Origin of the sequence: Rugamonas fusca, from assembly GCF_014042365.1 — a bacterium.
GTDB classification, from domain to species: Bacteria; Pseudomonadota; Gammaproteobacteria; order Burkholderiales; family Burkholderiaceae_D; genus Rugamonas; species Rugamonas fusca.
This window is the reverse complement of sequence record NZ_JACEZS010000015.1, coordinates 125,599-148,099: the sequence shown is the minus strand read 5'-3', so window position 1 is coordinate 148,099 and position 22,501 is coordinate 125,599. Positions and strand designations below refer to the sequence as shown.

The following is a 22,501-nucleotide window of genomic DNA, read 5'->3' as shown; positions in this document are numbered from 1 at the left end:
ACGTAGCGAAGGCAAAGCCCACAACCAGGCTGTACGCGCCTTGGGACGGCAGCTATGCCGAGTACTGTGGTCCATGCTGCACGGTCAACGCGAGTATCGCTTACCTGGCTTCGAACCAAAAAGCATTTGAAAATCCGGGCGGGATGTTCAGGTCCGGCAATCTGCCAAATTGGCACGATGCCGGACCTGACCCCGCTTTTTAGTAGTCAGCCGGGCAACAATTCCAGCTGTTCGCGGGCCTGGGCCAGGCCGGCCGGATCGAGCCGGCCGGCGGCCAGTTGCCGGTATTTGGCGGCGGCCGGGGCGCCGGCCCGCTCCGCCATGGTCAGCCAGATCCAGGCCTGGCCCGCGTCGGCGGGCGCGCCCTGGCCGGCCAGCAGCATCAGGCCCAGGTTGAGCTGGGCCCGCGCATGGCCCTGGCAGGCCGCCTGCAGATACCAGTGCTGGGCCTGGGCGTAGTCACGCGCCAGGCCATGGCCCGTGTCGTAGCGCAGCGCCAGCGTGAACTGGGCCAGCGTGTGGCCCTGCTCGGCCGCCTTGCGGTACCAGTCGCCGGCCTGCACGCAGTCGGGCGCGGGGCCGTCATCGCTGTCGTGCAGCCGGCCCAGCATGTACTGGGCGGCCGCGTAATCCTGCTCGGCCGCGCGCCGGTACCAGGCCAGCGCCTTGCGCAAGTCCTGCGGCACGCCCTGCCCGTTCTCGTAGCGCAGGCCGAGGTCGAACTGGGCCCGCAGATGGCCCTGGTCGGCCGCCTTGCGGTACCAGAACACAGCTTCCTGCGCATCCTGCGGCACGCCGTGGCCGCAGTCGTACAGCATGGCCAGGTGGTACTGGGCGGCGGGGAAGCCCTGCTCGGCCGCCTTGCGATACCAGAAGTGGGCTTGCTCGTAATCCTGGTCCACGCCCTGGCCATGGTCGTAGCGCAGGCCCAGGTTGTTCTGGGCCGCCGCGTGGCCCTGCTCGGCCGCCTTGCGGTACCAGTCCATCGCCTTCTGTTCGTCGCGCGGCACGCCCTGGCCATTGTCGTAGATCAGGCCCAGGTTGAACTGGGAGCTGGCGTGCTCCTGCTCGGCCGCGCGGCGGTACCAGCGGATGGCTTGCTGGCTGTCCTGGGCCACGCCGTCGCCCTTGTCGTAGCGCAGCGCCAGGTTGAACTGGGCCGGCGCATAGCCCTGGTCGGCCGCCTTGCGGAACCACGACATGGCCTGGCCCGCGTCCTTGGGCACGCCCTGGCCGTTGTCGTAGCGCAGGCCGAGGTTGAACTGGGCACGCGCATAGCCCTGCTCGGCCGCCTTGCGATACCACTGGATGGCCTGGCGGAAGTCCTGCGGCACGCCCTTGCCCGTGTCGTACATCATGCCCAGGTTGTTCTGGGCGCCCGCGTCGCCCTGCTCGGCCGCCTTGCTGAACCAGTGCATGGCCTTGGCGCTGTCCTGTTCGATGCCCTGGCCCTTGGCGTACAGCCAGCCCAGGTTGTACTGGGCCGCCGCGTAACCCTGCTCGGCCGCCAGCTGGTACCAGCGCGCCGCTTCCAGGTAATCCTGCTCCACGCCCTGCCCCTTCTGGTACATCACGCCCAGGTTGTATTGCGCGTGTTCCAGGCCCGCGTTGGCGGCCTGGCGATACCAGGCCACGGCCAGCTCATAGCTTTGCTCCACGCCCTGGCCATTGAAGTACATGAAGCCCAGGCTGTGCTGGGCGTTGGCCACGCCGCGCTCGGCCAGCCCGCGCACGCGCAGGTATTCCGCGGTGTAGGTGCTGCCGGCTGAAGCGTCGGCCTCGGTCGGGTGGTATTTCTGCATCGGCGATCAGGCCTGGATGGCGATCATGGACGGCGCCTGCATCACGGGCGCGGCGCTGGCCGGCGCGCTCATGCGGTTCTGCTCCTGCAGCACGTGGATGAAGTGCGACAGCGAGATCGGCCGGTGGTACAGATAGCCCTGCATGGTGGTACAGCCGTTCGCTTCCAGGTAGCGCGCCTGCACGTCCGTCTCCACGCCTTCCGCCACCAGGTGCAGGCCCAGCCCGCGCGCGATCGAGATGATGGCCAGGATCACGGGATAGTGGCCCTGCTCGTCGTGGATCTCCTTGACGAACGATTGGTCGATCTTGATGGTGTGGATGGGGAAGCGGTGCAGGTAGGACAGCGACGAGTAGCCGGTGCCGAAATCGTCGATGGCCACCGATACGCCCAGCTGGCACAGCTTGTTCAACTGTTCGATCGCGTACTGGGGATTGCGGATGCAGATGTTCTCCGTGATCTCCACTTCGATCTGGGCCGGCGAAATGCCGTAGCGGGTCAGCGCGCCGCGCATCTTCTCGAAGAAGTCGCCCCGGTCCAGGTATTGCGGCGACAGGTTCAGCGACAGGCGGATGGCGTCGCCGCCGGCCGCGTTCCACAGCAGGAGATCGCGGCACAGCGCGCCCAGCATCCAGTCCGAGATCGGCAGCATCAGGCCATTGTCCTCGGCGAACGGCAGGAATTCGCCGGCCGATAGCAGGCCGCGCTGCGGGTGGTTCCAGCGCATCAGCCCTTCGGCGCCGATGATGCGGCCCGTGGCCACGTCCACCTGCGGCTGGTAGTACATTTCCAGCTCGTTCTGCTCGAGCGCCTTGCGCAGGCTCTGTTCGAGCGCGATCTTCTGGTGCGACACGTCGAGCATCGAGTTGTGGTAGAAGCTGTGGCCATTCTTGCCCAGCGCCTTGACCTGGTACATGGCGATGTCCGCATGGCGCAGCAGTTCGTCGATGGTCTCGCCATCGCTCGGATAGATGGCGATGCCGATCGAGGCCGAGATGTGCACTTCATGGCCATCGAGGTCGAACGGCTTGTGCAGGCATTCGAGGAACTTGTCGGCGATGGCCTTGGCATCCTGGCGGTCGCGCAGCTCGGGCAGCACGATGGTGAATTCGTCGCCGCCCTGGCGCGCCAGCGTGTCGCCGCGGCGCAAACAATCCTTCAGGCGCAGCGCCACCAGCTGCAGCAACTCGTCGCCCTTGACGTGGCCCAGCGTGTCGTTGACCAGCTTGAAGCGGTCCAGGTCGACGAACATCACGGCCAGTTCCGTCAGCTTGCGCTTGGCCTGGATCACGGCCAGGCCCAGGCGGTCCTTGAACAGCATGCGGTTGGGCAGGTCGGTCAGGATGTCATGGTAGGCCTGGTAGGAGATCACTTCCTCGGCGCGCTTGCGGTCCGTGATGTCGCGCGCCACGCCGTAGGTGCCGAAGAATTCGCGCTGCTTGATGTCCTGGTCGGGCACGTGCATGCCGATCGCGTTGAGCGAGATTGTCATCAGGGTGTTGTTGAAGGTGCGCTCGACGCCATTGCCCGTGTTGCACTTGAGGCGCAGCTCCACGTTGCGCGAGGCCCGCTCGTCCACGCGGCGCTCGTTGAACACATAGCGCGCCCGTTCCTGGTCCTCGTCGTGCACGAGGATGGAGTAGTGCTTGCCGATCAGTTCTTCGCGCGTGAACCCCAGCAGCTGCTGGGCGCGGTCGTTGACGAAGGTGAACTTGCCCTCGTGGTTCAGGGTGTAGATGATGTCGGGCGAGCTGTCGACCAGGTAGCGGTACATCTTCTCCGAGTTTTCCAGCTTGGAGGCGATGCGCGCATTGTCCTGGGCCAGCTTGCGCTGGGCCAGCGCGTTCTCCACCGTCTTGAGCAATTCCTCGCGGCTGTAGGGCTTGCGCAGGTAATCGTAGGCGCCCCGCTTCAACGCGCCGATGGCGGCCTCGATGCCCACGTCGCCGCTCATCACGATCACGTCCGCCGCGATGTCCTTGGCGTTGATGAAGTCCATGATCTCATGGCCGCTCATGTCGGGCAGGCGCAGATCGAGCAGCACCAGGTCGAACTTGAGCTTGTTGAGCTGGGCCAGCGCCTCGCTGCCGCAGGTGGCCGTGACCAGGTGGTAGTCGCGGTCGCGCAGCAATTCGTACAGCGACGACAGCAAACGCGGTTCATCGTCGACCAGCAGCAAACGGGGCCAGTTGTCGCCGGCCAGGGCCACGGCCATCTGGGCCGTGGCCGGGTTGGGATCGATGGCAGCGGCGACGCTGTCTGGGGGCAGGTTCATCATGGCCTTAAACGGAATCCATCGCCCGCGTGTTCACGCCGGCGACTTGGCTGGTGCTGCCACGGGCGGGCAGCAGAATTTCAAATGCGGTGCCCGTGTTGCCCGAGCGGCAGGTGATCTGACCCTGCATCTTCTTGACCAGGCCGTGCACGATGGACAGGCCCAGGCCATGATGGGCGCCGTCCTTGCTGCTGCGGACCACGGAGAACAGGTTGGCCAGCACTTCCTGCGACAGGCCAGGGCCGCTGTCGGACACCACCAGCTCCAGGTACAGCCGGCGCTCGCGGTTCACGTAGCCGCGGTTGGCGATCTCGATCTTGCCGCCGTTGGGCAGCGCCTCGACGGCGTTCTTGACCAGGTTGACGAGAATCTGCTTGAGCATGTCGGCGTCGCCGTCGATCTCGGCCGGCTGCTCCTGCATGCGCACCAGGATCTGCACGGAAGCGGGCACGAAGTCGGTGGCGCGGAACAGGCGCAGCACGTCGTCCACCACGCGCGCCACGTCCGTCACGCGCGACGTCTCGGTCGGCTGCAGGTCGGCCAGGCCGTTGATCAACTGGCCCACGCGGTCGATCTCTTCGTTCAGGATGGACATCTCGCCCACCACGGGCTCGCGCCGGGCCAGCTTGCTGTCCAACACGGACAAATAGTTCTTGATGATGGACAGCGGGTTGTTCACCTCGTGCACCACGCGGCGCGACGCTTCGCGGTATTCCTCGGCCACGTGGGCGATCTGGCGCTTGGCGTGGCCACGCTCGCTGATGGCCGTCTCCAGCGCGGCGGCGGCCTGGGTGCCGAACGATTGCAGGAAGCGCTCGCGCTTCTGCAAGTGCGGCATCTGCCAGCTGGCCGCGCCACCGATGATCACGCCCAGGCAGCGCTGGTTGGCCACCAGCGGCAGGCATACCAGGCTGTCCGTGCCGAGGATGCGGAACAGCTGTTCCTCGGCCAGGCTCAGGCCCGCGTCGTTGCGGCTCAGGTAGGCCAGCTTGCGCTCGTTGGCCGACTGCGCCACCAGGCCCGGTTTGCCCAGGGCGATGGAGAACTCGGCCAGGCGCTGCTGCTGCTCGCCACCGGCCATGCCCACCAGCGCGTGGCCGGTGGGGTTTTCCAGCAAGACCACGGTGGTATCGAAATCGAACAGGATGCGCGCCGAGCGCGTCATCGAATCGAGCAAGCCCGTCTCGCCGTGCTGGCGGGCGAAGGTCTGCCCCATCTCGGACACCAGCATGATGTTGCGCACTTCCTCGGACAGGCGCTGCTGCACCGGGTCCACCGGCGGCGGCGGCGCGTAGGCCGGCGGGGTGGCGATGTCGTCGGCGCCGGCCAGGTCGATGCCCAGGTGGGCGGCCGATTTTTCCACCTGGCGCTCGGCCGTCTTGGCCACCTGCTCCAGCGCGCCGCCATCGAGGCCGCACAACTGGGCCGCGGCGTCCAGCGCCTGCGCGTTCTCGTCCGCGTGGCAGCCCAGCAAATGGGCCAGGCGCACGATGCGGATCAGGGGATGGGCCGATTCGAGGCGGGCGATCGGTTCATGGTGATACAGCACGCTGTCGGCCAGGAAGGAATCGAGGTGCCAGCGTTCGATCAGCCAGGCGCCCGCTTCCGAGTGGGTGATCTGCAGCGTGCGCTGCTCCACCACACACAAGTCCTCGTCGTCGCGCGCCATGAAGTTGTAGGCGTATTCCTTGGGCGCCGTGGCCAGTAAAGCGAGACGACCGACGTTGTGCAGCAGGCCGGCCAGGTAGGCTTCCTCCACGTGCGGATAGTCCATCTGGCGCGCGATATCGCGCGCCAGCACGGCCGTCGTCAGCGAGTTTTTCCAGAAGCTGCGCAGGTCGGTGCTGCCGGAATGGGGGAAGCTGTTAAAAGTCTGGAACACGGATTCGCTGATCACCAGCGTCTTGATCATGTCCGTACCCAGCGACACCAGCGACTGCTCCAGGTTCACGGCGCGCGTGTTGCGGTGGTAGGCCGAGCTGTTGGCGACGGTCAGGATCTTGCTCGTCATGCCGGCATCTTTGGCGATCAGGGCGGCCAGTTCCGGCATGCCGGCGTCATCGGCCTGCAAGTGCTCGATCAACTTGATGAGTATCTGCGGCATGGCCGGCAGACGCGCGATCAGCAAGCGATTGCGTATGTCCTGGTCTGATTGATGCATCGTATCAAGCATTGCCGCCAATGGATGTCGAATGGGGGCAGCGTTCCTGGGTACCACGCCGCCACGGTTATTGTTCTGCTGTTTGCGTCACCTGCGACCGCCCTCGTGGGGCAGCCATCCATATTGCTGAAAGTTATCTTAGCATATCGTTCACAAAAAATAACTTATCGGCAATAAAAATTCCTGTTTAAACGCACTGGTTTCCTGCGGTAAATATTAATCGACCCGTTTGGCGTAGTAGCATGCGCCGCTAATAGCGAGACGTCAACCATAATGCAAGAGTAGCCATACTAATTCCCCTCTGTTCGGCCGATGGCGGCACGCCGTAATGTGATACGGATGACAGCATTTCCCTTATAACAGCAGTGTCACGGTAAGGACAAGCGGAAAAAAACAGGCGGTTGGCGCGCGATGGAGGAAGCGGCCCCGGTGTCGCGAAAAAACCATGCACGGGCGTAGCGGGCGTTGCGGAAACAGGATGGGCGGCGTTGCGGCACCGCCACGAAATCGTTGCGTTTGCAGCACAAATGGGCGACCAGCATTGCACTGGCCGCAAATGAAATGGCGGGGCCGGGGCCCCCGCCACGGTCACTCCGCCTTGGGCTTGGCTTCCTCGCGGCGGTTGTAGCCGGCCACCATGTCGAAGCGGAACAAGCGGCATTCGAGCGCGCCGTTGAAGAATGGCGTCTTGCGGGCCTCTTTCAGGCGCAGCATGCGCGGCAGCTTGAGGTCGGCCGTGAACAGGAACACGGTCCAGCCGGCGAAGCGCTGCTTGAGCGTGGTGCCCAGCGCCGAATAGAAGCTGACGGCCAGTTCATCCTCGGCCAGCGTGCTGTCGCCGCGCACGCCGATCCGCTCGCCGTACGGCGGGTTGGTCAGCAGGATGCCCGGCTGCTCGGTGGGCGCCTTCACTTCCTGCGCCTCGATCTGCTTGAGCGGCACCTCGAACAGGATGCCGGCGCAGCGCAGGTTGTGGCGCGCCATGGCCACCATGTCGCCCGAAATGTCGCTGCCGAAGATGGTCGGCGTGGCCGGCAGCGGATTGGGCTTGATGGCCGCCTTCATGGCTTGCCACGGGGCCGGATCGAAACCGATGAACTTCTCGAACGCGAAACGGCGGCGCGCGCCCGGCGGGATGCCCTGCACCATCTGCGCCGCTTCGCACAGGATGGTGCCGGAGCCGCACATGGGGTCAAACAGGGGCACGCCCGGCTTCCAGCCCGACACGCGCAGCAGGCCGGCGGCCAGGTTCTCGCGCAGCGGCGCGTCGCCCGTCTCCTCGCGCCAGCCGCGCTTGAACAGCGCCTCGCCCGAGGTATCGAGGTAGATGATGAACTGGCGCGCGTCCAGGAAGCCGACGATGCGCATGTCCGGCTCGCGCGTATTGACCGAGGGACGCTTGTTGAACTGGTCGCGGAAGCGGTCGCAGATGGCGTCCTTGATCTTGAGCGTGGTGAATTCCAGGCTTTTCAGCGGCGACTTGACGGCCGTGACGTCGACCCGGATCGTGTGGTCGTAGGTGAACCAGTCTTCCCAGGGCTGGGCCAGCACCAGGTCGTAGATGTCGTTCTCGTTCTGGTAGCCCGTCACGGCCATGCGCATCAGCACGCGCGAGGCGATGCGCGAGTGCAGGTTGATGCGGTAGGCGTCGTACAGGTCGCCCGAGCAGTGCACGCCGCCGGGCACCTGGTTGTGCACCTTGAGGGTGGGGCTTTGCTGGGCGATTTCGCCCAGTTCTTCGGCCAGCGCCGCTTCCATGCCGCGCGGGCATGGGCAAAAATAGGAAGTCATCAGGTGTACCTTTTATCCGTTAAAAAACCAGCATACCGTTTATACCGTATGCACCTTTACTGCAAAAAACTTCAGAACGGCTTGACCACCACCAGCATCACGATGGCCAGCAGCATCAATACTGGCACCTCGTTGAACCAGCGATACCACACGTGGCTGCGCTTGTTGGCGCCGTTTTCGAACTTCTTCAACAACGAGCCGCAGGCGTGGTGGTAGCCCAGCACCAGCACCACCAGTCCCAGCTTGGCATGCATCCAGCCTGGAATGGCGAAGCCGTCCGGGCCGTTGTACTGCAAATACAGCAAGATGGCGCCGAACACGATGGCCGGCACCATCAGCATCGTCATGAAGCGGAACAGCTTGCGCGCCATCATCAGCATCCGCTCGGTGGCCACCGTCTCCGTTTCCTGCGCCAGGTTGACGAAGATGCGCGGCAGGTAAAAGATTCCGGCGAACCAGGAGATGATGAAGAAGATGTGCAGCGCTTTAATCCAGAGCATGGGACTCCTTGTCTTTATTTGCGTACTTCGCCGTGGCCGAACACCACGTACTTGAGCGACGTCAGCCCCTCAAGGCCGACCGGGCCGCGCGCGTGCAGCTTGTCGTTGGAGATGCCGATCTCGGCGCCCAGGCCGTATTCGAAGCCGTCCGCGAAACGGGTCGAGGCGTTCACCATCACGGAAGCGGAATCAACTTCGCGCAGGAAGCGCATGGCGTCCGTGTAGTCCTCGGTGATGATGGATTCAGTGTGCTTGGACGAGTAGCGGTTGATGTGGTCCATCGCCTCGTCGATGCCCTCCACCACCTTCACCGACAGGATGGCGGCCAGGTATTCGGTGGCCCAGTCCTCCTCGGTGGCGGCCACCAGGTGCGGGTAGCCGGCCAGGATGGCCATGGCTTCGGGGTCGCAGCGCAGCTCGACCTGCTTGGTGGCGTACAGCTTGGCCAGCTCCGGCAGCACGCGCGGCGCGATGGCGCGCGCTACCAGCAGCGTTTCCATGGTGTTGCAGGTGCCGTAGCGGTGGCACTTGGCGTTAAAGCCGATGTCCAGCGCCTTTTGCAGGTCGGCCTTGGCGTCGATGTAGACGTGGCAGATACCGTCCAGGTGCTTGATCATGGGCACCGTGGCCTCTTCCATCAGGCGCGCGATCAGGCCCTTGCCGCCGCGCGGCACGATCACGTCCACGAACTGCGGCATGGTGATCATGGCGCCCACGGCGGCGCGGTCGGTGGTGTCGACCACCTGCACGCCGTTCTCGGGCAGGCCGGCACCCAGCAAGCCTTCCTTGACCAGCTTGGCCAGCGCGCGGTTGCAGTGGATCGCTTCCGAGCCGCCGCGCAGGATGGTGGCGTTGCCGCTCTTGATGCACAGGCCGGCCGCGTCCACGGTGACGTTGGGACGGGCTTCGTAAATGATGCCGATCACGCCCAGCGGCACGCGCATCTGGCCCACCTGGATGCCGGACGGACGGAACTTCATGCCGGAGATTTCACCGATCGGGTCAGGCAGCGCGACGATCTGGCGCAAGCCTTCAACCATGGTGGCAATGGCCGCTTCCGACAGGGTCAGGCGGTCCACCATGGCCGGCGCCAGGCCGGCGGCGCGGGCCGCGTCCAGGTCCAGCTGGTTGGCCGCGCGCAGGGCCGGCGCTTCGCGCTCGATCGCCTCGGCGATCAACAGCAACGCGCGGTTGCGGGTGGCGCTGTCGGCCTTGGCCATGGCGCGCGACGCGGCGCGCGCCTGCTGGCCCACTTGTTCCATGTACTGCTTGATGTCCATACTCGTCCCGTAGATGCTGTCCATAATTCGTCGGCGCCCCATGATGCATACGGCACGGCGCCCATGCCATCAGCCGCGCGCCACCTTCAGCGCCAGCTGCAGCATGGCGTCCCAGGCGTCGCCGGAGAACGCCTTGGCCCGCAGGCCCTTGATCATTTTATCCACCTGCGCCGCATCCTTCATGGCCGCCTCCAGCGTGGGCAGCGAAATGCGCCGCAGGGCCGGGTCCATCATGCGCTCGCGCGGACCCCAGATGCGGTATTCCTTGAGCAGTGCGCCCAGGGGACGGCCCTGCGCCATCCCCGCTTTCAATTTTAACAGCGTCCGGATTTCCTCGGACACGGCCCACAATACCAGCGGCAGCGCCTCGCCTTCGCCCTTCAAGCCTTCCAGCATGCGCACCAGCCGGGCCGGATCGCCGGCCAGCATGGCTTCGCTCAGCTTGAACACGTCGTAACGGGCCACGTTGAGCACGGCGTCGTGCACCTGCTCGTACGCCAGGCGGCCCGGCTCGTGCAGCAGGCCCAGTTTCTGGATTTCCTGGTGCGCGGCCAGCAGGTTGCCCTCTACCCGGTCGGCGATGAACTCGATGCTCTGGCGGTCGGCGCTCTGGCCTTGCGCGGCCAGCCGCTGGCCGATCCAGTTGGGCAGCTGGTTGCGCTCCACCTGCGGAATGTCGATGTAGACAGCGGCCTGCTGCAGGCTGGCCACCCAGGATGCCTTCTGCGTCTGCCAGTCCAGCTTGGGCAGGGTGATCAGCGTCAGGTTGTCCGGGCTGAGGTCCTTCACATAGCTTTGCAGCGCCGCGCCGCCATCCTTGCCCGGCTTGCCGCTGGGGATGCGCAGCTCGATCAGCTTCTTGTCGCCGAACAGCGACAAGGCCTGGTTGGCCGCCAGCAGCTCGCCCCATTTGAAGGTGCGCTCCACCGTCAGCACGTCGCGCTCGGAATAGCCTTGCGCGCGCGCGGCGCGGCGGATCTTGTCGGCTGCCTCCAGCGCCAGCAGGTGTTCATCGCTGGTGACGACGTACAGCGGCGCCAGCTGCTTGGCCAGGTGGCCTTCCAGCGCTTCCAGTCGCAATTGCATGCAGCCCCCTGCCTACTGCCGGCTGGCCGGCGGCACCGACATCTGCACCGGCTTGACGGCCGCGATACGACGCATCATCTGCTGCACCAGGTCGGTCTGCATGTCCTTGTACAGCAAGGCTTCCTCGCGCTCCTTGGCCAGCAACTGGGTTTCGTTGAAGGTGATGGGGCGGTTCAGCGAAATCGTGGTCGCGGGCAGCAGCTCGTTGCCCTGGCGGTCCAGCACGCGGAACATGATGGTGTAGGCCAGCAGGTATTCACGCACCCGGCCATTGCTGTTCAGCGACAGGATGGATTTGCTGCGCGTCTTTTCCGGATCGCTCAGCACATCGATCACGCCATCGGCGTCCTTGGCGTTGGCCACCACGGTGGTGCCGCCGTTGGCGCGGATGTTGCGCTTGAGGTCAATCGCCAGCGGCGACGACTCCGGCAAGCCCACGTACAGCGACGGGAACGGCAGCGTGTAATGGCCACCCTCCCCGCGCAGGTGGAAGCCGCAGGCGGTCAAGGTCGAGGACAACGACAGGGACAGCGCCAGCAGCGCGCCCCAGCGCCGCCACGACACGCAAGTGGTGGCCGCCATCGCTTACACCACGATGTTGATCAACTTGCCCGGCACCACGATGACCTTCTTCGGCGTGCCTTCGATGAACTTCTGCACCGCCTCGTTGGCCAGCGCGGCCGCCTCGATGGCCGCCTTGTCGGCCGTCTTGGGCACGGTGACGCTGCCACGCAGCTTGCCGTTCACCTGGATCATCATCTCGATCTCGGCCTGCTCCAGTGCGGCCGGGTCCACCTGTGGCCAGGCCGCGTTCAGCAGGTCGCCGAACACTTTGCCGTAGCCCAGTTCTTCCCACAGCACGTGGGTGATGTGCGGCGCCACAGGATTGAGCAGGCGCAGGAAGATGGAGAAGCCTTCGGCCACCAGCGCGTTCGATTCGGCGCTGTCGTCGAGCTTGGCCGATTCCATCGTGTTGAGCATCTTCATGCAGGCCGATACCACGGTGTTGTACTGGATGCGCTTCAAGTCGTAGTCGGCCTGCTGCAGGATCTTGTGCAGTTCGCGGCGCAGCGTCTTCTGCGGCTCGGTGGCCACCGGCGCGGCCGGTGCGCCCAGCGCGGCGCCGATGCGGGACGCCTGTGCGTAGCCGTAGGCCCACACGCGGCGCAGGAAGCGGTTGGCGCCTTCCACGCCGCTGCCCGACCATTCCAGCGTCTGTTCCGGCGGCGAGGCGAACATGGTGAACAAACGGGCCGTGTCGGCGCCGTACTGCTCGATCTGGGCTTGCGGGTCGATGCCGTTGTTCTTCGACTTGGACATCTTCTCGGTGCCGCCGATGTGCACCGGCTGGCCGTCCGTCTTCAGGGTCGCGCCTTGCGGGCGGCCCTTGTCGTCCAGCGTCAGGTCCACGTCGGCCGGGTTGAACCAGGTCTTCTTGCCCGCTTCATCCTCGCGGTAGTAGGTTTCGTTGAGCACCATGCCCTGGGTCAGCAGGTTGACGAACGGCTCGTCGAACTTGACCAGGCCGAAGTCGCGCATCACCTTGGTCCAGAAGCGCGCGTACAACAAGTGCATCACGGCGTGCTCGATGCCGCCGATGTACTGGTCCATCGGCATCCAGTAATCGTTGCGCGCGTCGACCATGGACTCGTTCGAGCCGGGCGAGGTATAGCGCATGTAGTACCACGACGAATCGACGAAGGTGTCCATGGTGTCCGTCTCGCGGCGGGCCGGCTTGCCGCACTTGGGGCAGTCGCACTTGAGGAAGGCTTCATGCTTGTTGAGCGGATTGCCGCTGCCGTCCGGCACGCAGTCTTCCGGCAGCACGACCGGCAGGTCTTTTTCCGGCACGGGCACGGAGCCGCAATCGTCGCAGTGGATCATCGGAATCGGGGTGCCCCAGTAGCGCTGGCGCGATACGCCCCAGTCGCGCAGGCGGAACGTGACCTTCTTCTCGCCCAGGCCGCGAATAGATAACTCATTTGCTACCGCATCTACTGCCTCTGCAAATGACATTCCATCGAGCATGCCAGAATTGACGCAACGTCCTTCCTTTGTTTCGTACCAGGTCTTCCATTCATCAGTAGAAAACTCAAACAATGCCAATTCACGACGTACGTTTTCAAGGATTCCGTTACTACCGTCCTCCTGGCCTCTCTGGATTCGCAGCATTCGCTCCTGAACAGCCTCCAGTTCTGGACTGACAATCACCTGCTTGATGGGCAGATCGTATTTTTTGGCGAACGCGAAATCGCGCTCGTCGTGGGCCGGCACGCCCATCACGGCGCCGTCGCCGTAGGTCATCAGGACGTAGTTACCGACCCACACTTCCACCTGGGCGCCCGTCAGCGGATGGGTGACGAACAGGCCGGTGGGCATGCCCTTCTTCTCCATGGTGGCCATGTCGGCCTCGATCACGGAGCCGAGCTTGCACTCGGCGTTGAAGGCGGCCAGCGCCGGGTTGGTCTGCGCGGCGTGCACGGCCAGCGGGTGCTCGGCGGCCACGGCGCAGAAGGTCACGCCCATCACCGTGTCGGGACGGGTGGTGAACACGTACAGCTTGCCGTCGCCGATCAGGGCGCCGGCGGCGTCCTTGATCTGGTGCGGGAAGGCGAAGCGCACGCCGGTCGACTTTCCGATCCAGTTGGTCTGCATGGTGCGCACGCGCTCGGGCCAGCCGGGCAGCTTGGTGTCCACGTATTCCAGCAGTTCATCGGCGTAGTCCGTGATGCGGGCGTAGTACATGGGGATTTCGCGCTTTTCGATCAGCGCGCCCGAACGCCAGCCGCGGCCATCGACCACCTGCTCGTTGGCCAGCACGGTCTGGTCGATCGGGTCCCAGTTCACGGTGCCGGTCTTTTTGTAGATGATGCCCTTCTCGAGCATCTTGAGGAACATCCACTGGTTCCACTTGTAGTATTCGGGTTTGCAGGCCGTCATCTCGCGCGACCAGTCGATGGCCAGCCCCATGGATTCCATCTGCTCGCGCATGTGGGCGATGTTGGAATAGGTCCACTGGGCGGGCGGCACGTTGTTGGCCATGGCCGCGTTCTCGGCGGGCATGCCGAAGGCATCCCAGCCCATGGGCATGAGCACGTTGTAGCCGTTCATGCGCAGGTAGCGGTACATCACGTCATTGATCGTATAGTTGCGCACGTGGCCCATGTGCAGCTTGCCCGAAGGGTAAGGCAGCATCGAGCAAGCGTAGTACTTACCCTTGGGGAAACGGGGATCGTTTTCGACGGCTTTGTAGGCGTCGATCGCCTTCCAGTGGGATTGGGCGGCTTTTTCAACGTCGGCGGGACTATATTTATCTTGCATGATGTGCGGCCAAAAGTGACTATGAACCGGACATTATACTGGTTCGCGGCCAGGCTGAGCGTGCGGGCGCGGCCAGCGCCCACTGCGGGGATGGACGTGGCATGATATGGTTTTCTTAACATGACAAGGGAGACAACCATGATCAAGGGATTACGCACCGTGATCTACCCCGCGCCGGACCTGGCCCAGGGCAAGGACTGGTACACCCAGGCCTTCGGCGTGGCGCCCTATTTCGACCAGCCGTTCTACGTGGGCTTTGCCGTGGGCGGCTTTGAACTGGGCCTGGTGCCGGACGGCCAACCCGGCCAGACCGGCGCCAAGGCTTACTGGGGCGTGGACGATATCGAGGCCGACGTGGCGCGCCTGCTCGCGCTGGGCGCCACCGTGCACGCGGCCGTGCAGGACGTGGGCGACGGCATCCGCGTGGCCGAACTGAATGACCCGTTCGGCAACGTGCTGGGCCTGATCCAGAATCCCCACTTCGACCTGCAAGCCGTGCGCTGAGCAGCGCCGGCGCTGGTCCTGCGCCGGGCCGGCGCGCGGCCAGCATCCAAACTCAGGGCCGCAGCAGGATGGCGCCCGTGTTGGCGCCCTTCTCCAGCCGGCGGTGGGCGTCGGCCGCCCGCGCCAGCGGCAACACCTCGGTCACCGTGGCACGCAGGCCGCCCTGGAGCTGCGCCAGCGTGGCCTGCGCGCCCTCCCGATAAAGCCGCGCATCGGCCATCAGCCCGAACACGCTGGGCCGCGCGAACGCCACGTTGCTGCCGCCACCGAGCAGCGACAGGTCGAGCGGGACTTCACCACTGACCTGCCCCACGCTGGCCACCATCCCGAACGGACGCACGGCCCGCACTGTCTCGGCCAGAGTCTGGCCGCCGATGCCGTCGATGGCGTAGTCCACCCCGCGCCCGTCCGTCAATTCGCGCACGGCGTCCGCCACAGCCCGCTCACGGTAGTTGATGGCGTAATCCAGCCCATGTTCGCGTGCCAGCGCGGCCTTGGTCTCGCTGCTGACGGTGCCGATCACGGTCGCGCCCAGCGCCTTGGCCCACTGCACCAGCACCAGCCCCAGGCCGCCGGCGGCCGCCTGCACCAGCACCGTCTCGCCGGCCCGCAGCGGCCGCACGTGCTGGAACAGCATGTGGGCCGTGATCCCGCGCAGCAGCAGCGCGGCCGCCGTGTCGTCCGCCACCTCGCCGGGCAGGGCGATGGCCTTGGCGGCGGGCAGGTTACGCGCCGTGCTGTAGGCGCCGGTGGGCGGCCCGGCGTAGGCGATGCGCTGGCCCACGGCCAGCCCCTGCACGCCGGGGCCAAGCGCCTCCACCACGCCGGCCGCCTCCACGCCCAGTCCGGCGGGCAGGGCCGGCAGCCGATACAGGCCGCTGCGGTGATAAATGTCGACGAAGTTGACGCCGATGGCCGTGTGGCGCACCCGGATCTCGCCCTCGCCCGGTGGCGGCAGCGTGACGCTGGCGTGTTCCAGCACGCTGGCGTCGCCGTAGGCGTGGATCAGGATCTGGCCGGCCTTGTTGTTGATGTCCTTGTCCATGAAGTTCTCCTTGAAGTTGATGGGACGGACTTCAGGTTACACTGCGCATAAATCAACAACAATTCTCAAAAATCACACAATGTCTGTGCAAAAACAATCATTCGGCAACTTGCAATGGGACGACGTGCGCCATTTCCTGGCCCTGGCGCGCTTGGGCAGCCTGTCGGCAGCCGCCCGCAAGCTGGGCGTGGAGCATTCCACGGTGGCACGCCGGGTGGAGGCGCTGGAGCAGGCGCTGGCCGTACGCCTGTTCGACCGTCTGCCGCGCGGCTGGGCCCTGACGCCGGAAGGGGAGACATTGGCGCACCAGGCCCGCAAGCTGGAAGACGAGGCACTGGCCTTCGCCCGCGTGGCGCTGGGCGTGTCGTCGCTGCAGGGGACGGTGCGGCTGTCGGCGCCGCCGGGCATGGCCGCCCACTTCCTGGTGCCCCGGCTGGCCGCGCGGCGCCAGGACTGGCCCGGCATTGAACTGGAAGTGATGGGCGAGACGCGCGAAGTGAACCTGGCGCGCGGCGAGGCCGACCTGGCGCTACGGCTCTCGCGCCCCAGCGCACCGGGGCTGGTGACGCGCCCGCTGGGCGCGATGGGCTACGGCATGTACGCGGCGCCCCGTTACGCCGAACGGGCGCCGGAACAGTGGGAGTTCCTCGGCTACGACGACAGCCTGCGGCTGGTGCCGCACCAGCAATGGCTGGAAGGGGTGGCGGCGGGACGCCGCTTCATCCTGCGCAGCAACGACATGACGGCCCTGTGGCAGGCCGCGCGCGCGGGGCTGGGCATCGCCGCCCTGCCCCATTTCATCGGCCGGATTGACGCCGGGCTGGTGGCCTTGCCCGCGCCCACCCGTCCCGCGCCGCGCCAGATCTGGCTGGTCATGCATCCGGACGTGCGGCGCTCGCCGCGGGTGCGGCTGGTGGCCGACGTGGTGGCGGCGCTGATCGCCAGCGAGCAGCAACTGCTGTCGGGCGAAGGCTGGCCAGCGGCGACGCCAGGCCTGTGATAATATACGTTTCGTATATAAAACGTATAAAGGCACTCATCCCCATGGGCATCGTCAAAATCTCCAGCCAGATGCATGAGAATCTGCGCATCGCCAGCGGTGCGCTGAACCGCTCCATCAACGCGCAGGCCGAACACTGGCTGCGCATCGGCCTGCTGGCCGAAACCAACCCGGACCTGCGCTACAGCGACATCTGCCAGCTGCTGCTGCGGGCCGCGCAGGAAGGCGGCGTGACGCTGCCGCGCGAGCACGATGAGCTGCATGACGCGGCGCTGGCCGCCGCCATGAAAGTACTGGGAGGTGCGCATGAACAAGCGTAAATCGCTGGCCATCCTGGTCAAGACGCCGGAACAGATCGAACAAGCGCGCGTGGCGGCCCGGCTGGCGGCCGACGTGCTGACCATGATCGAGCCGCACGTGCAGCCCGGCGTGAGCACGGCCGAACTGGACCGGCTGTGCAACGAGTACATCGTCAAGGTACAGCAAGCCATCCCCGCCAACGTGGGTTACAGCGGTTTCCCCGCCACCGTGTGCACCTCCGTCAACCAGGTGGTATGCCACGGCATCCCGTCACCCGATGAAGTGCTCAAGGATGGCGACATCATCAACATCGACGTGGCCGTGATCCGCGACGGCTGGCATGGCGACACCAGCCGCATGTACTACGTGGGCACGCCATCGAAGACGGCCAAGCGGCTGGTGGACGTGACCTACAACGCCATGTGGGCCGGCATCCGCGCCGTGCGTCCGGGCGCCACGCTGGGCGACGTGGGGCATGCGATCCAGAGCGTGGCCGAGCAAGCCGGCTTTTCCGTGGTGCGCGACTACTGCGGCCACGGCATCGGCCTGGTCTACCACGAGGAGCCGGAAGTACGCCACTACGGCAAGCCGGCCACCGGCATGGTGCTCAAGCCGGGCATGCTGTTTACCATCGAACCGATGATCAACGCCGGCCGCGCCTCGACCGTGGAACTGGACGACGGCTGGACCGTGGCAACGCGCGACGGCTCGCTGTCGGCCCAGTGGGAACACATGGTGGTGGTGACGGCCGGCGGCTACGAGGTGCTGACGCTGGCGCCGGCGGAGCTGGCCGGACAGGCCAGGTAAGTGTGGCAGTGACGCGCCGCACGCACGCGCAACCGGCGTGCGTGGGCGGACGGTGCTTGCGCGCGCGCAGGCGCGCGCACGCTAGCGCAACACCAGCCGCAGCGCCGGCTTCTCGCCGTAGTCCTCGTAGCGCTCGTTGATGCCGGCCACGCAGTAGGTGACTTCCTCCAGGATGTCGGGCACTTGCGTCCGCATCGCCTCGGCGTCCACGATCACGATGTCGAGCAGTTCGTTGGGTTTGAGGCGAAAGCGCGTCATGCCATCCTCGTCGCGCAAGTAGCTCAGGCAATCGACCCAGGCATCCATGGTGCCCGTGTAGCTGTCGGGGAAGCCCAGCGCTTGCTGGCACGCTTGGTGGAAGGTGGGGAAGTCGACGATCGCGGCGCCATTGATTTCTGCGGTAGCCATTATTTTTTCTCTTTCGGTGGTTCGGTAACGAAACCGAGCTTGCTCAAGCCGGCCGTCTGGGCGGCGGCCATCACCTGGGCCACCACTTCGTAACGCGTGTTCTTGTCGGCCCGCAGCTGCAATTCCGGCTGCGGGTCCAGCTTGCTGGCAGCGGCCAGGCGCGCGTCGAGCGCCGCCGGCGCCACGGCTTCATCGTTCCAGTAGACCTGGCCCCTGGCATCGATCGCCAGCGACACGCTGGCCGCCTGCTGTGGATTGGCCTGCGCCTGCACCTTGGGCAGATCGAGCTTGACGGCGTGCGTGAACATGGGCGCGCTGATGATGAAGATCACCAGCAGCACCAGCATCACGTCCACCATGGGCGTGACGTTGATGTCGGCCATCGGGCCTTGCTGGCGGTGGTGGTTGAATGAGCCAAAGGCCATCGCTACTCCCGGCGTGATGCGCGGGGCCGGACGGGCCGGCCCGCTGTGATGGACGTTAGGTGCGGGCCCGCTCGCCCGTCGTCAGGTAGGCGTGCAAGTCGAACGCGAACGCATCGAGCTCGGCCAGCGTGAGGCGGTTGACCCGGTTGAAACCGTTATAGGCCAGCACGGCGGGAATGGCAACCGTGAGGCCGATGGCCGTCATGATCAGCGCCTCGCCCACGGGACCGGCCACCTTGTCGATCTGCACCGTGCCAGCCGTCGAGACGGCCGCCAGCGCATGGTAAATGCCCCACACGGTGCCCAACAGGCCGACGAAAGGCGCGGTGGACCCGATGGAGGCGAGCAGCGTCAGCCCCGCCTCCAGCCGGGCCGTGACGCGCTGCACGGCCGCGCGCAGCACGCGCGTGACCTGCTCCGCGTGGCCCATCTCGCCGCCCAGCGACGGCCGGCCCGCCACCTTGAGCTGGGCCGCGCCCAGTTGCGCCAGCGGCGCGTACACCAGTTCGGGATCGGCCTCGGTCAGCGCGGCCACGCCATCATGCATGGTGGGCGCGTCCCAGAACGCCTGCACGGCTGGCGCCGCGCGGCGGATGCGCCACGCTGCGTAGCCCTTGGCCAGGATGCAGAACCAGCTGGCCAGCGACATGGCCAGCAACAGGTAAGCGACGGCGTGGCTGACGGCGTCGCCCTGCTCCCAGTAGCGCGCCAGGTTGAAGCTGGAGTCGAGGTTGGGCGTCATCGGCGCGGCGGCTTCCAGGTTCAATCGTTGAGCGACAGCACGTCGTTCATGTCGTACAGGCCGGTGGCCTTGTCGGCCAGGAAACGGGCCGCGCGCAGCGCGCCGTGGGCGTAGGTGACGCGGCTGCTGGACTTGTGGCTGATCTCGATGCGCTCGCCGGTGCCGGCGAACAGCACGGTGTGGTCGCCCACGATGTCGCCGCCGCGAATGGTGGCGAAGCCGATCGAGGACGGATCGCGCTCGCCCGTCACGCCTTCGCGCGCATAGACGGCGCATTGCTTGAGGTCGCGGCCCAGCGCGTCGGCGATCACTTCCCCCATTTTCAGGGCGGTGCCGGACGGCGCATCGACCTTGTGGCGGTGGTGCGCCTCGATCACTTCGATGTCGTAGCCCACGGACAGCGCCTTGGCAGCCTGCTGCAGCAGCTTGAGCGTGACGTTCACGCCCACGCTCATGTTGGGCGCGAACACGATGGCCGTCTTCTTGGCGGCGGCGGCGATGGCGGCCTTGCCCGCTTCATCGAAGCCGGTGGTGCCGATGATCATCTTGATGCCGTGCTCGGCGCAGTAAGCCAGGTGGGCCAGCGTGCCTTCGGGCCGGGTGAAGTCGATCAGGTACTGGGCGCCGGCCAGGCCCTTGGCCAGGTCGGACTCGATCGCCACGCCGCTGGCCTGGCCCAGGAAGGCGGCCGCGTCGGCACCCAGGCCGGGCGAACCGGCGCGGTCCAGGGCGCCGGCCAGGCGGGCGTCCGGCGTTTGCAAAATGGTTTCGATCAGGATGTGGCCCATGCGGCCGCCGGCGCCGGCGATGGCGATGTTCAATGGATTCATGCTCTAAGCTCTATCTGTGAAAACTGTTCAATTACTGCCTGGTGGCCGGCGGGTCTTCCTTGACGACGGGGGCCGGGCCGGCGATGCGGGCGATGTATTCCTTCTCGGTCGGCAGATGGCCGCCTTCATAATGATCGACCTTGCCATCCTTGAAGAACACGGTCACGCGGCTGGTGGTGATTTCGCCGTCGCCCTTGGCCAGGCGGAACGGGTAATCCCAGCGGTCAGCGTGGAAGATGTCGGCCGCCAGCGACGTGCCGAAAATGAAACGCACCTGGTCGCGCGTCATGCCGACTTTCAACTGAGACAACATTTCCTCCGAGACAAAGTTGCCTTGCTGGATGTCGGGACGGTAGGGCGAGAAGAACCACATGAACTTCTGGAACTTGGTGATGGTCGTGGTCTGCGCGCCATCGGCCGCCACGGGGGCGCTCTCGTGCTTGGCATCGCTCAGTTTTTCGCCCAGCGCGCTGCGGGTGGCGCAGCCGGACGTGGCCAGCGCGACGCAAACGGCGGCCGCCAGCAGGGGCGCGCGGCGTGAAATTCGGTGCAACAAAGACTGCGGTAAAGCCTGGGTGACGCGCATAAGTGTCCTCAATTGAATTGAGCGGAAGTGCCAAAACGCTATATCATAAAGCACATGAACCACATCCGAGTAAGAAACATGAGTAACAATCCTACCGACCTCAAGGCCAGCGGCCTGAAAGCGACCCTGCCCCGCCTTAAGATCCTGGATATTTTTCAAAGCAGCCCGGTACGCCACCTGACGGCCGAAGATGTCTACAAAATATTACTGGCTGACAACATGGATGTGGGCCTGGCCACCGTCTACCGCGTGCTGACCCAGTTCGAGCAGGCCGGCCTGCTCAACCGCAACCATTTCGAGACGGGCAAGGCCATTTTCGAGTTGAACGAAGGTTCGCACCACGACCACCTCGTCTGTCTGGACTGCGGCCGGGTGGAAGAGTTCTTCGACGACGAGATCGAGCAGCGCCAGCAAAAGATCGCCGAGGAGCGCGGCTTCAAGATCGCCGAGCACGCGCTGGCCATCTACGGCAACTGCGTCAAGACGGCCTGCCCGCACAAGCACTGACCAAAAATCGGGGACGGACTCCGGTTTTCCCGTGCGGGAAAACCGGAGTCCGTCCCCGATTCTTTAGTGGTGGCTGAGCGCGTTCGACAGCAGCTTGGCCGTGATGTCCACGATCGGAATCACGCGCTCGTAGGCCATGCGGGTGGGGCCGATCACGCCCAGCGTGCCGACGATCTTGCCGTTGGCCGTGTAGGGCGCCGTCACCACGCTCATCTCGTCCATCGGCACCAGGTTCGATTCGCCGCCGATGTAGATCTGCACCCCGCTGGCCTTGCTCGATACGTCGAGCAATTGCATCAGTCCCGTCTTCTGCTCGAACATGTCGAACATCTGGCGCAGCGACGTCATGTTCGATGACAGATCGCTCACCGACAGCAAATTGCGCTCGCCGGCGATCACCATGTCCTCCGAACTGTCGGCCATCGCTTCGCTGCCCGCTTCCACGGCCGCCTGCATCAGCCGGCCCATGTCGTCGCGCAGCTGGCGCAGCTCGCCCTGCAGGCGGTGGTGCACTTCGTCGAACGCCAGCCCGCCGTAGTTCTGGTTGATGTAGTTGGCCGACTGGGTCAGCTGGGCCGGGGTGTAGTCCACGTCCGTCAGCAACAGCCGGTTCTGCACGTCGCCCGTGGGGCCGACGATCACCAGCAAGATGCGCTTTTCCGACAGGCGCAAAAATTCGATCTGCTGGAATATCGATTCGCGCCGCGGGCTCATCACCACGCCGGCGAACTGCGACAGCTGCGACAGCATCTGCGCCGCGTTGGAGATCATCTTCTGCGGCTGCGGCGCCTGCAGCCGCATGCGCGCTTCCACGGCTTGCTCGTCGAGCTGCTGCACCGTCAGCAGCGTGTCGACGAAGATGCGGTAGCCGCGCGGCGTGGGTACGCGTCCGGCCGAGGTGTGGGGACTGGCGACGTACCCCTGTTCCTCCAGGTCGGCCATGATGTTGCGGATGGTGGCCGGCGACAGGTCGAGGCCGGAAATCTTGGACAGCGCTCGCGAGCCGACCGGCTGGCCGTCGGCGATGTACCGCTCGATCAGGGCTTTGAGCAGGGTTTGGGCGCGGGTATCGAGTTGCATATTTCTCTAGGCCGGCGGGCCGGCAACAAACTGGGTCACCCGCTTATTATGC

General features: G+C 65.4%; 22 protein-coding genes. 6 read left to right on the top strand and 16 right to left on the bottom strand.

Annotated elements, in window-relative coordinates:
* The coding region (locus tag H3H36_RS26710; protein WP_220459772.1) for a hypothetical protein at positions 1–203 on the top strand (203 nt) is incomplete at its 5' end.
* A 3-nt stretch (positions 204–206) separates the two neighbouring features.
* Here the strand turns inward: H3H36_RS26710 and H3H36_RS17830 are convergent.
* The 9 genes from H3H36_RS17830 to leuS form a co-directional block, all read right to left on the bottom strand.
* Complete coding sequence (locus H3H36_RS17830) at positions 207–1,802, bottom strand: SEL1-like repeat protein (protein ID WP_182219443.1); 1,596 nt, start codon at positions 1,800–1,802, stop codon at positions 207–209.
* 6 nt (positions 1,803–1,808) lie between these two features.
* Positions 1,809–4,079: a putative bifunctional diguanylate cyclase/phosphodiesterase gene (locus H3H36_RS17825; protein WP_375539604.1), complete on the bottom strand. Its 2,271-nt coding sequence runs from the start codon at positions 4,077–4,079 to the stop codon at positions 1,809–1,811.
* Positions 4,080–4,083: 4 nt separating this feature from the next.
* Positions 4,084–6,237, bottom strand: coding sequence for an HDOD domain-containing protein (locus H3H36_RS17820; RefSeq protein ID WP_182219442.1), 2,154 nt, complete (start codon positions 6,235–6,237; stop codon positions 4,084–4,086).
* Between the two features lie 588 nt (positions 6,238–6,825).
* The gene (locus tag H3H36_RS17815; protein ID WP_375539603.1) at positions 6,826–8,028 is read right to left on the bottom strand and encodes a THUMP domain-containing class I SAM-dependent RNA methyltransferase; all 1,203 of its coding nucleotides are present in this window, start codon (positions 8,026–8,028) and stop codon (positions 6,826–6,828) included.
* Positions 8,029–8,099: 71 nt separating this feature from the next.
* Positions 8,100–8,528 (bottom strand): CopD family protein, encoded by a 429-nt coding sequence (locus tag H3H36_RS17810; RefSeq protein ID WP_182219441.1) that lies wholly within the window; start codon positions 8,526–8,528, stop codon positions 8,100–8,102.
* A gap of 14 nt (positions 8,529–8,542) precedes the next feature.
* The gene (locus H3H36_RS17805) at positions 8,543–9,808 is read right to left on the bottom strand and encodes a glutamate-5-semialdehyde dehydrogenase (protein ID WP_182219440.1); all 1,266 of its coding nucleotides are present in this window, start codon (positions 9,806–9,808) and stop codon (positions 8,543–8,545) included.
* A gap of 69 nt (positions 9,809–9,877) precedes the next feature.
* Complete coding sequence (gene holA / locus H3H36_RS17800; protein WP_182219439.1) at positions 9,878–10,894, bottom strand: DNA polymerase III subunit delta; 1,017 nt, start codon at positions 10,892–10,894, stop codon at positions 9,878–9,880.
* 12 nt (positions 10,895–10,906) lie between these two features.
* Entirely contained in the window at positions 10,907–11,476 is a 570-nt protein-coding gene (locus tag H3H36_RS17795; protein ID WP_182219438.1) for an LPS-assembly lipoprotein LptE, read from the bottom strand.
* Positions 11,477–11,479: 3 nt separating this feature from the next.
* On the bottom strand, positions 11,480–14,215 hold the full coding sequence (gene leuS, locus H3H36_RS17790; RefSeq protein WP_182219437.1) for a leucine--tRNA ligase: 2,736 nt from the start codon (positions 14,213–14,215) through the stop codon (positions 11,480–11,482).
* 138 nt (positions 14,216–14,353) lie between these two features.
* Here leuS and H3H36_RS17785 point away from each other — a divergent pair, with 138 nt between their 5' ends.
* A complete protein-coding gene (locus tag H3H36_RS17785; protein ID WP_182219436.1) occupies positions 14,354–14,719 on the top strand; it encodes a VOC family protein in 366 nt (121 codons plus the stop codon).
* Positions 14,720–14,771: 52 nt separating this feature from the next.
* Here the strand turns inward: H3H36_RS17785 and H3H36_RS17780 are convergent, their stop codons facing one another.
* The gene (locus H3H36_RS17780) at positions 14,772–15,764 is read right to left on the bottom strand and encodes a quinone oxidoreductase family protein (protein ID WP_182219435.1); all 993 of its coding nucleotides are present in this window, start codon (positions 15,762–15,764) and stop codon (positions 14,772–14,774) included.
* Between the two features lie 79 nt (positions 15,765–15,843).
* On the opposite strand from H3H36_RS17780, the gene H3H36_RS17775 reads away from it, so the two are divergent.
* The 3 genes from H3H36_RS17775 to map are packed head-to-tail and all read left to right on the top strand — an operon-like array spanning position 15,844 to position 17,871.
* The gene (locus H3H36_RS17775) at positions 15,844–16,764 is read left to right on the top strand and encodes a LysR family transcriptional regulator (RefSeq protein WP_182219434.1); all 921 of its coding nucleotides are present in this window, start codon (positions 15,844–15,846) and stop codon (positions 16,762–16,764) included.
* Between the two features lie 44 nt (positions 16,765–16,808).
* Positions 16,809–17,084: a ParD-like family protein gene (locus H3H36_RS17770; RefSeq protein ID WP_182219433.1), complete on the top strand. Its 276-nt coding sequence runs from the start codon at positions 16,809–16,811 to the stop codon at positions 17,082–17,084.
* Positions 17,071–17,871 carry a type I methionyl aminopeptidase gene (gene map, locus H3H36_RS17765; protein ID WP_182219432.1) on the top strand — a complete coding sequence of 267 codons (801 nt, stop codon included), beginning with the start codon at positions 17,071–17,073 and terminating at the stop codon, positions 17,869–17,871. The genes H3H36_RS17770 and map overlap by 14 nt, the downstream gene beginning before the upstream one ends.
* A gap of 81 nt (positions 17,872–17,952) precedes the next feature.
* Here map and H3H36_RS17760 read toward each other — a convergent pair whose 3' ends face one another.
* From H3H36_RS17760 to H3H36_RS17740, 5 genes are read right to left on the bottom strand one after another with little or no spacing between them, the layout of a single operon-like run.
* Positions 17,953–18,279, bottom strand: a complete 327-nt coding sequence (locus H3H36_RS17760; RefSeq protein WP_182219431.1) for a barstar family protein — start codon at positions 18,277–18,279, stop codon at positions 17,953–17,955.
* Positions 18,279–18,704, bottom strand: coding sequence for an ExbD/TolR family protein (locus H3H36_RS17755; protein WP_182219430.1), 426 nt, complete (start codon positions 18,702–18,704; stop codon positions 18,279–18,281). The genes H3H36_RS17760 and H3H36_RS17755 overlap by 1 nt, the downstream gene beginning before the upstream one ends.
* Positions 18,705–18,759: 55 nt before the next feature.
* The gene (locus tag H3H36_RS17750) at positions 18,760–19,446 is read right to left on the bottom strand and encodes a MotA/TolQ/ExbB proton channel family protein (RefSeq protein ID WP_182219449.1); all 687 of its coding nucleotides are present in this window, start codon (positions 19,444–19,446) and stop codon (positions 18,760–18,762) included.
* A gap of 20 nt (positions 19,447–19,466) precedes the next feature.
* Positions 19,467–20,276 carry a 4-hydroxy-tetrahydrodipicolinate reductase gene (gene dapB / locus H3H36_RS17745; protein WP_182219429.1) on the bottom strand — a complete coding sequence of 270 codons (810 nt, stop codon included), beginning with the start codon at positions 20,274–20,276 and terminating at the stop codon, positions 19,467–19,469.
* 31 nt (positions 20,277–20,307) lie between these two features.
* A complete protein-coding gene (locus H3H36_RS17740) occupies positions 20,308–20,862 on the bottom strand; it encodes an outer membrane protein assembly factor BamE (RefSeq protein ID WP_182219428.1) in 555 nt (184 codons plus the stop codon).
* A 78-nt stretch (positions 20,863–20,940) separates the two neighbouring features.
* On the opposite strand from H3H36_RS17740, the gene fur reads away from it, so the two are divergent.
* Complete coding sequence (gene fur / locus H3H36_RS17735; RefSeq protein ID WP_182219427.1) at positions 20,941–21,369, top strand: ferric iron uptake transcriptional regulator; 429 nt, start codon at positions 20,941–20,943, stop codon at positions 21,367–21,369.
* A gap of 63 nt (positions 21,370–21,432) precedes the next feature.
* Here the strand turns inward: fur and hrcA are convergent, their stop codons facing one another.
* On the bottom strand, positions 21,433–22,449 hold the full coding sequence (gene hrcA, locus H3H36_RS17730) for a heat-inducible transcriptional repressor HrcA (RefSeq protein WP_182219426.1): 1,017 nt from the start codon (positions 22,447–22,449) through the stop codon (positions 21,433–21,435).
* Positions 22,450–22,501: the final 52 nt, after the last annotated feature.

Coding starts and splice junctions, on each gene's coding strand:
- H3H36_RS17820 (WP_182219442.1), bottom strand. CDS start 6,237: ATGCATCAATCAGACCAGGACATACGCAATCGCTTGCTGATCGCGCGT.
- H3H36_RS17775 (WP_182219434.1), top strand. CDS start 15,844: ATGTCTGTGCAAAAACAATCATTCGGCAACTTGCAATGGGACGACGTG.
- holA (WP_182219439.1), bottom strand. CDS start 10,894: ATGCAATTGCGACTGGAAGCGCTGGAAGGCCACCTGGCCAAGCAGCTG.
- H3H36_RS17805 (WP_182219440.1), bottom strand. CDS start 9,808: ATGGACATCAAGCAGTACATGGAACAAGTGGGCCAGCAGGCGCGCGCC.
- H3H36_RS17830 (WP_182219443.1), bottom strand. CDS start 1,802: ATGCAGAAATACCACCCGACCGAGGCCGACGCTTCAGCCGGCAGCACC.
- H3H36_RS17760 (WP_182219431.1), bottom strand. CDS start 18,279: ATGGCTACCGCAGAAATCAATGGCGCCGCGATCGTCGACTTCCCCACC.
- map (WP_182219432.1), top strand. CDS start 17,071: ATGAACAAGCGTAAATCGCTGGCCATCCTGGTCAAGACGCCGGAACAG.
- H3H36_RS17825 (WP_375539604.1), bottom strand. CDS start 4,079: ATGATGAACCTGCCCCCAGACAGCGTCGCCGCTGCCATCGATCCCAAC.
- H3H36_RS17815 (WP_375539603.1), bottom strand. CDS start 8,028: ATGACTTCCTATTTTTGCCCATGCCCGCGCGGCATGGAAGCGGCGCTG.
- H3H36_RS17795 (WP_182219438.1), bottom strand. CDS start 11,476: ATGGCGGCCACCACTTGCGTGTCGTGGCGGCGCTGGGGCGCGCTGCTG.
- H3H36_RS17780 (WP_182219435.1), bottom strand. CDS start 15,764: ATGGACAAGGACATCAACAACAAGGCCGGCCAGATCCTGATCCACGCC.
- H3H36_RS17740 (WP_182219428.1), bottom strand. CDS start 20,862: ATGCGCGTCACCCAGGCTTTACCGCAGTCTTTGTTGCACCGAATTTCA.
- H3H36_RS17750 (WP_182219449.1), bottom strand. CDS start 19,446: ATGACGCCCAACCTCGACTCCAGCTTCAACCTGGCGCGCTACTGGGAG.
- H3H36_RS17755 (WP_182219430.1), bottom strand. CDS start 18,704: ATGGCCTTTGGCTCATTCAACCACCACCGCCAGCAAGGCCCGATGGCC.
- H3H36_RS17810 (WP_182219441.1), bottom strand. CDS start 8,528: ATGCTCTGGATTAAAGCGCTGCACATCTTCTTCATCATCTCCTGGTTC.
- dapB (WP_182219429.1), bottom strand. CDS start 20,276: ATGAATCCATTGAACATCGCCATCGCCGGCGCCGGCGGCCGCATGGGC.
- H3H36_RS17785 (WP_182219436.1), top strand. CDS start 14,354: ATGATCAAGGGATTACGCACCGTGATCTACCCCGCGCCGGACCTGGCC.
- H3H36_RS17770 (WP_182219433.1), top strand. CDS start 16,809: ATGGGCATCGTCAAAATCTCCAGCCAGATGCATGAGAATCTGCGCATC.
- hrcA (WP_182219426.1), bottom strand. CDS start 22,449: ATGCAACTCGATACCCGCGCCCAAACCCTGCTCAAAGCCCTGATCGAG.
- leuS (WP_182219437.1), bottom strand. CDS start 14,215: ATGCAAGATAAATATAGTCCCGCCGACGTTGAAAAAGCCGCCCAATCC.
- fur (WP_182219427.1), top strand. CDS start 20,941: ATGAGTAACAATCCTACCGACCTCAAGGCCAGCGGCCTGAAAGCGACC.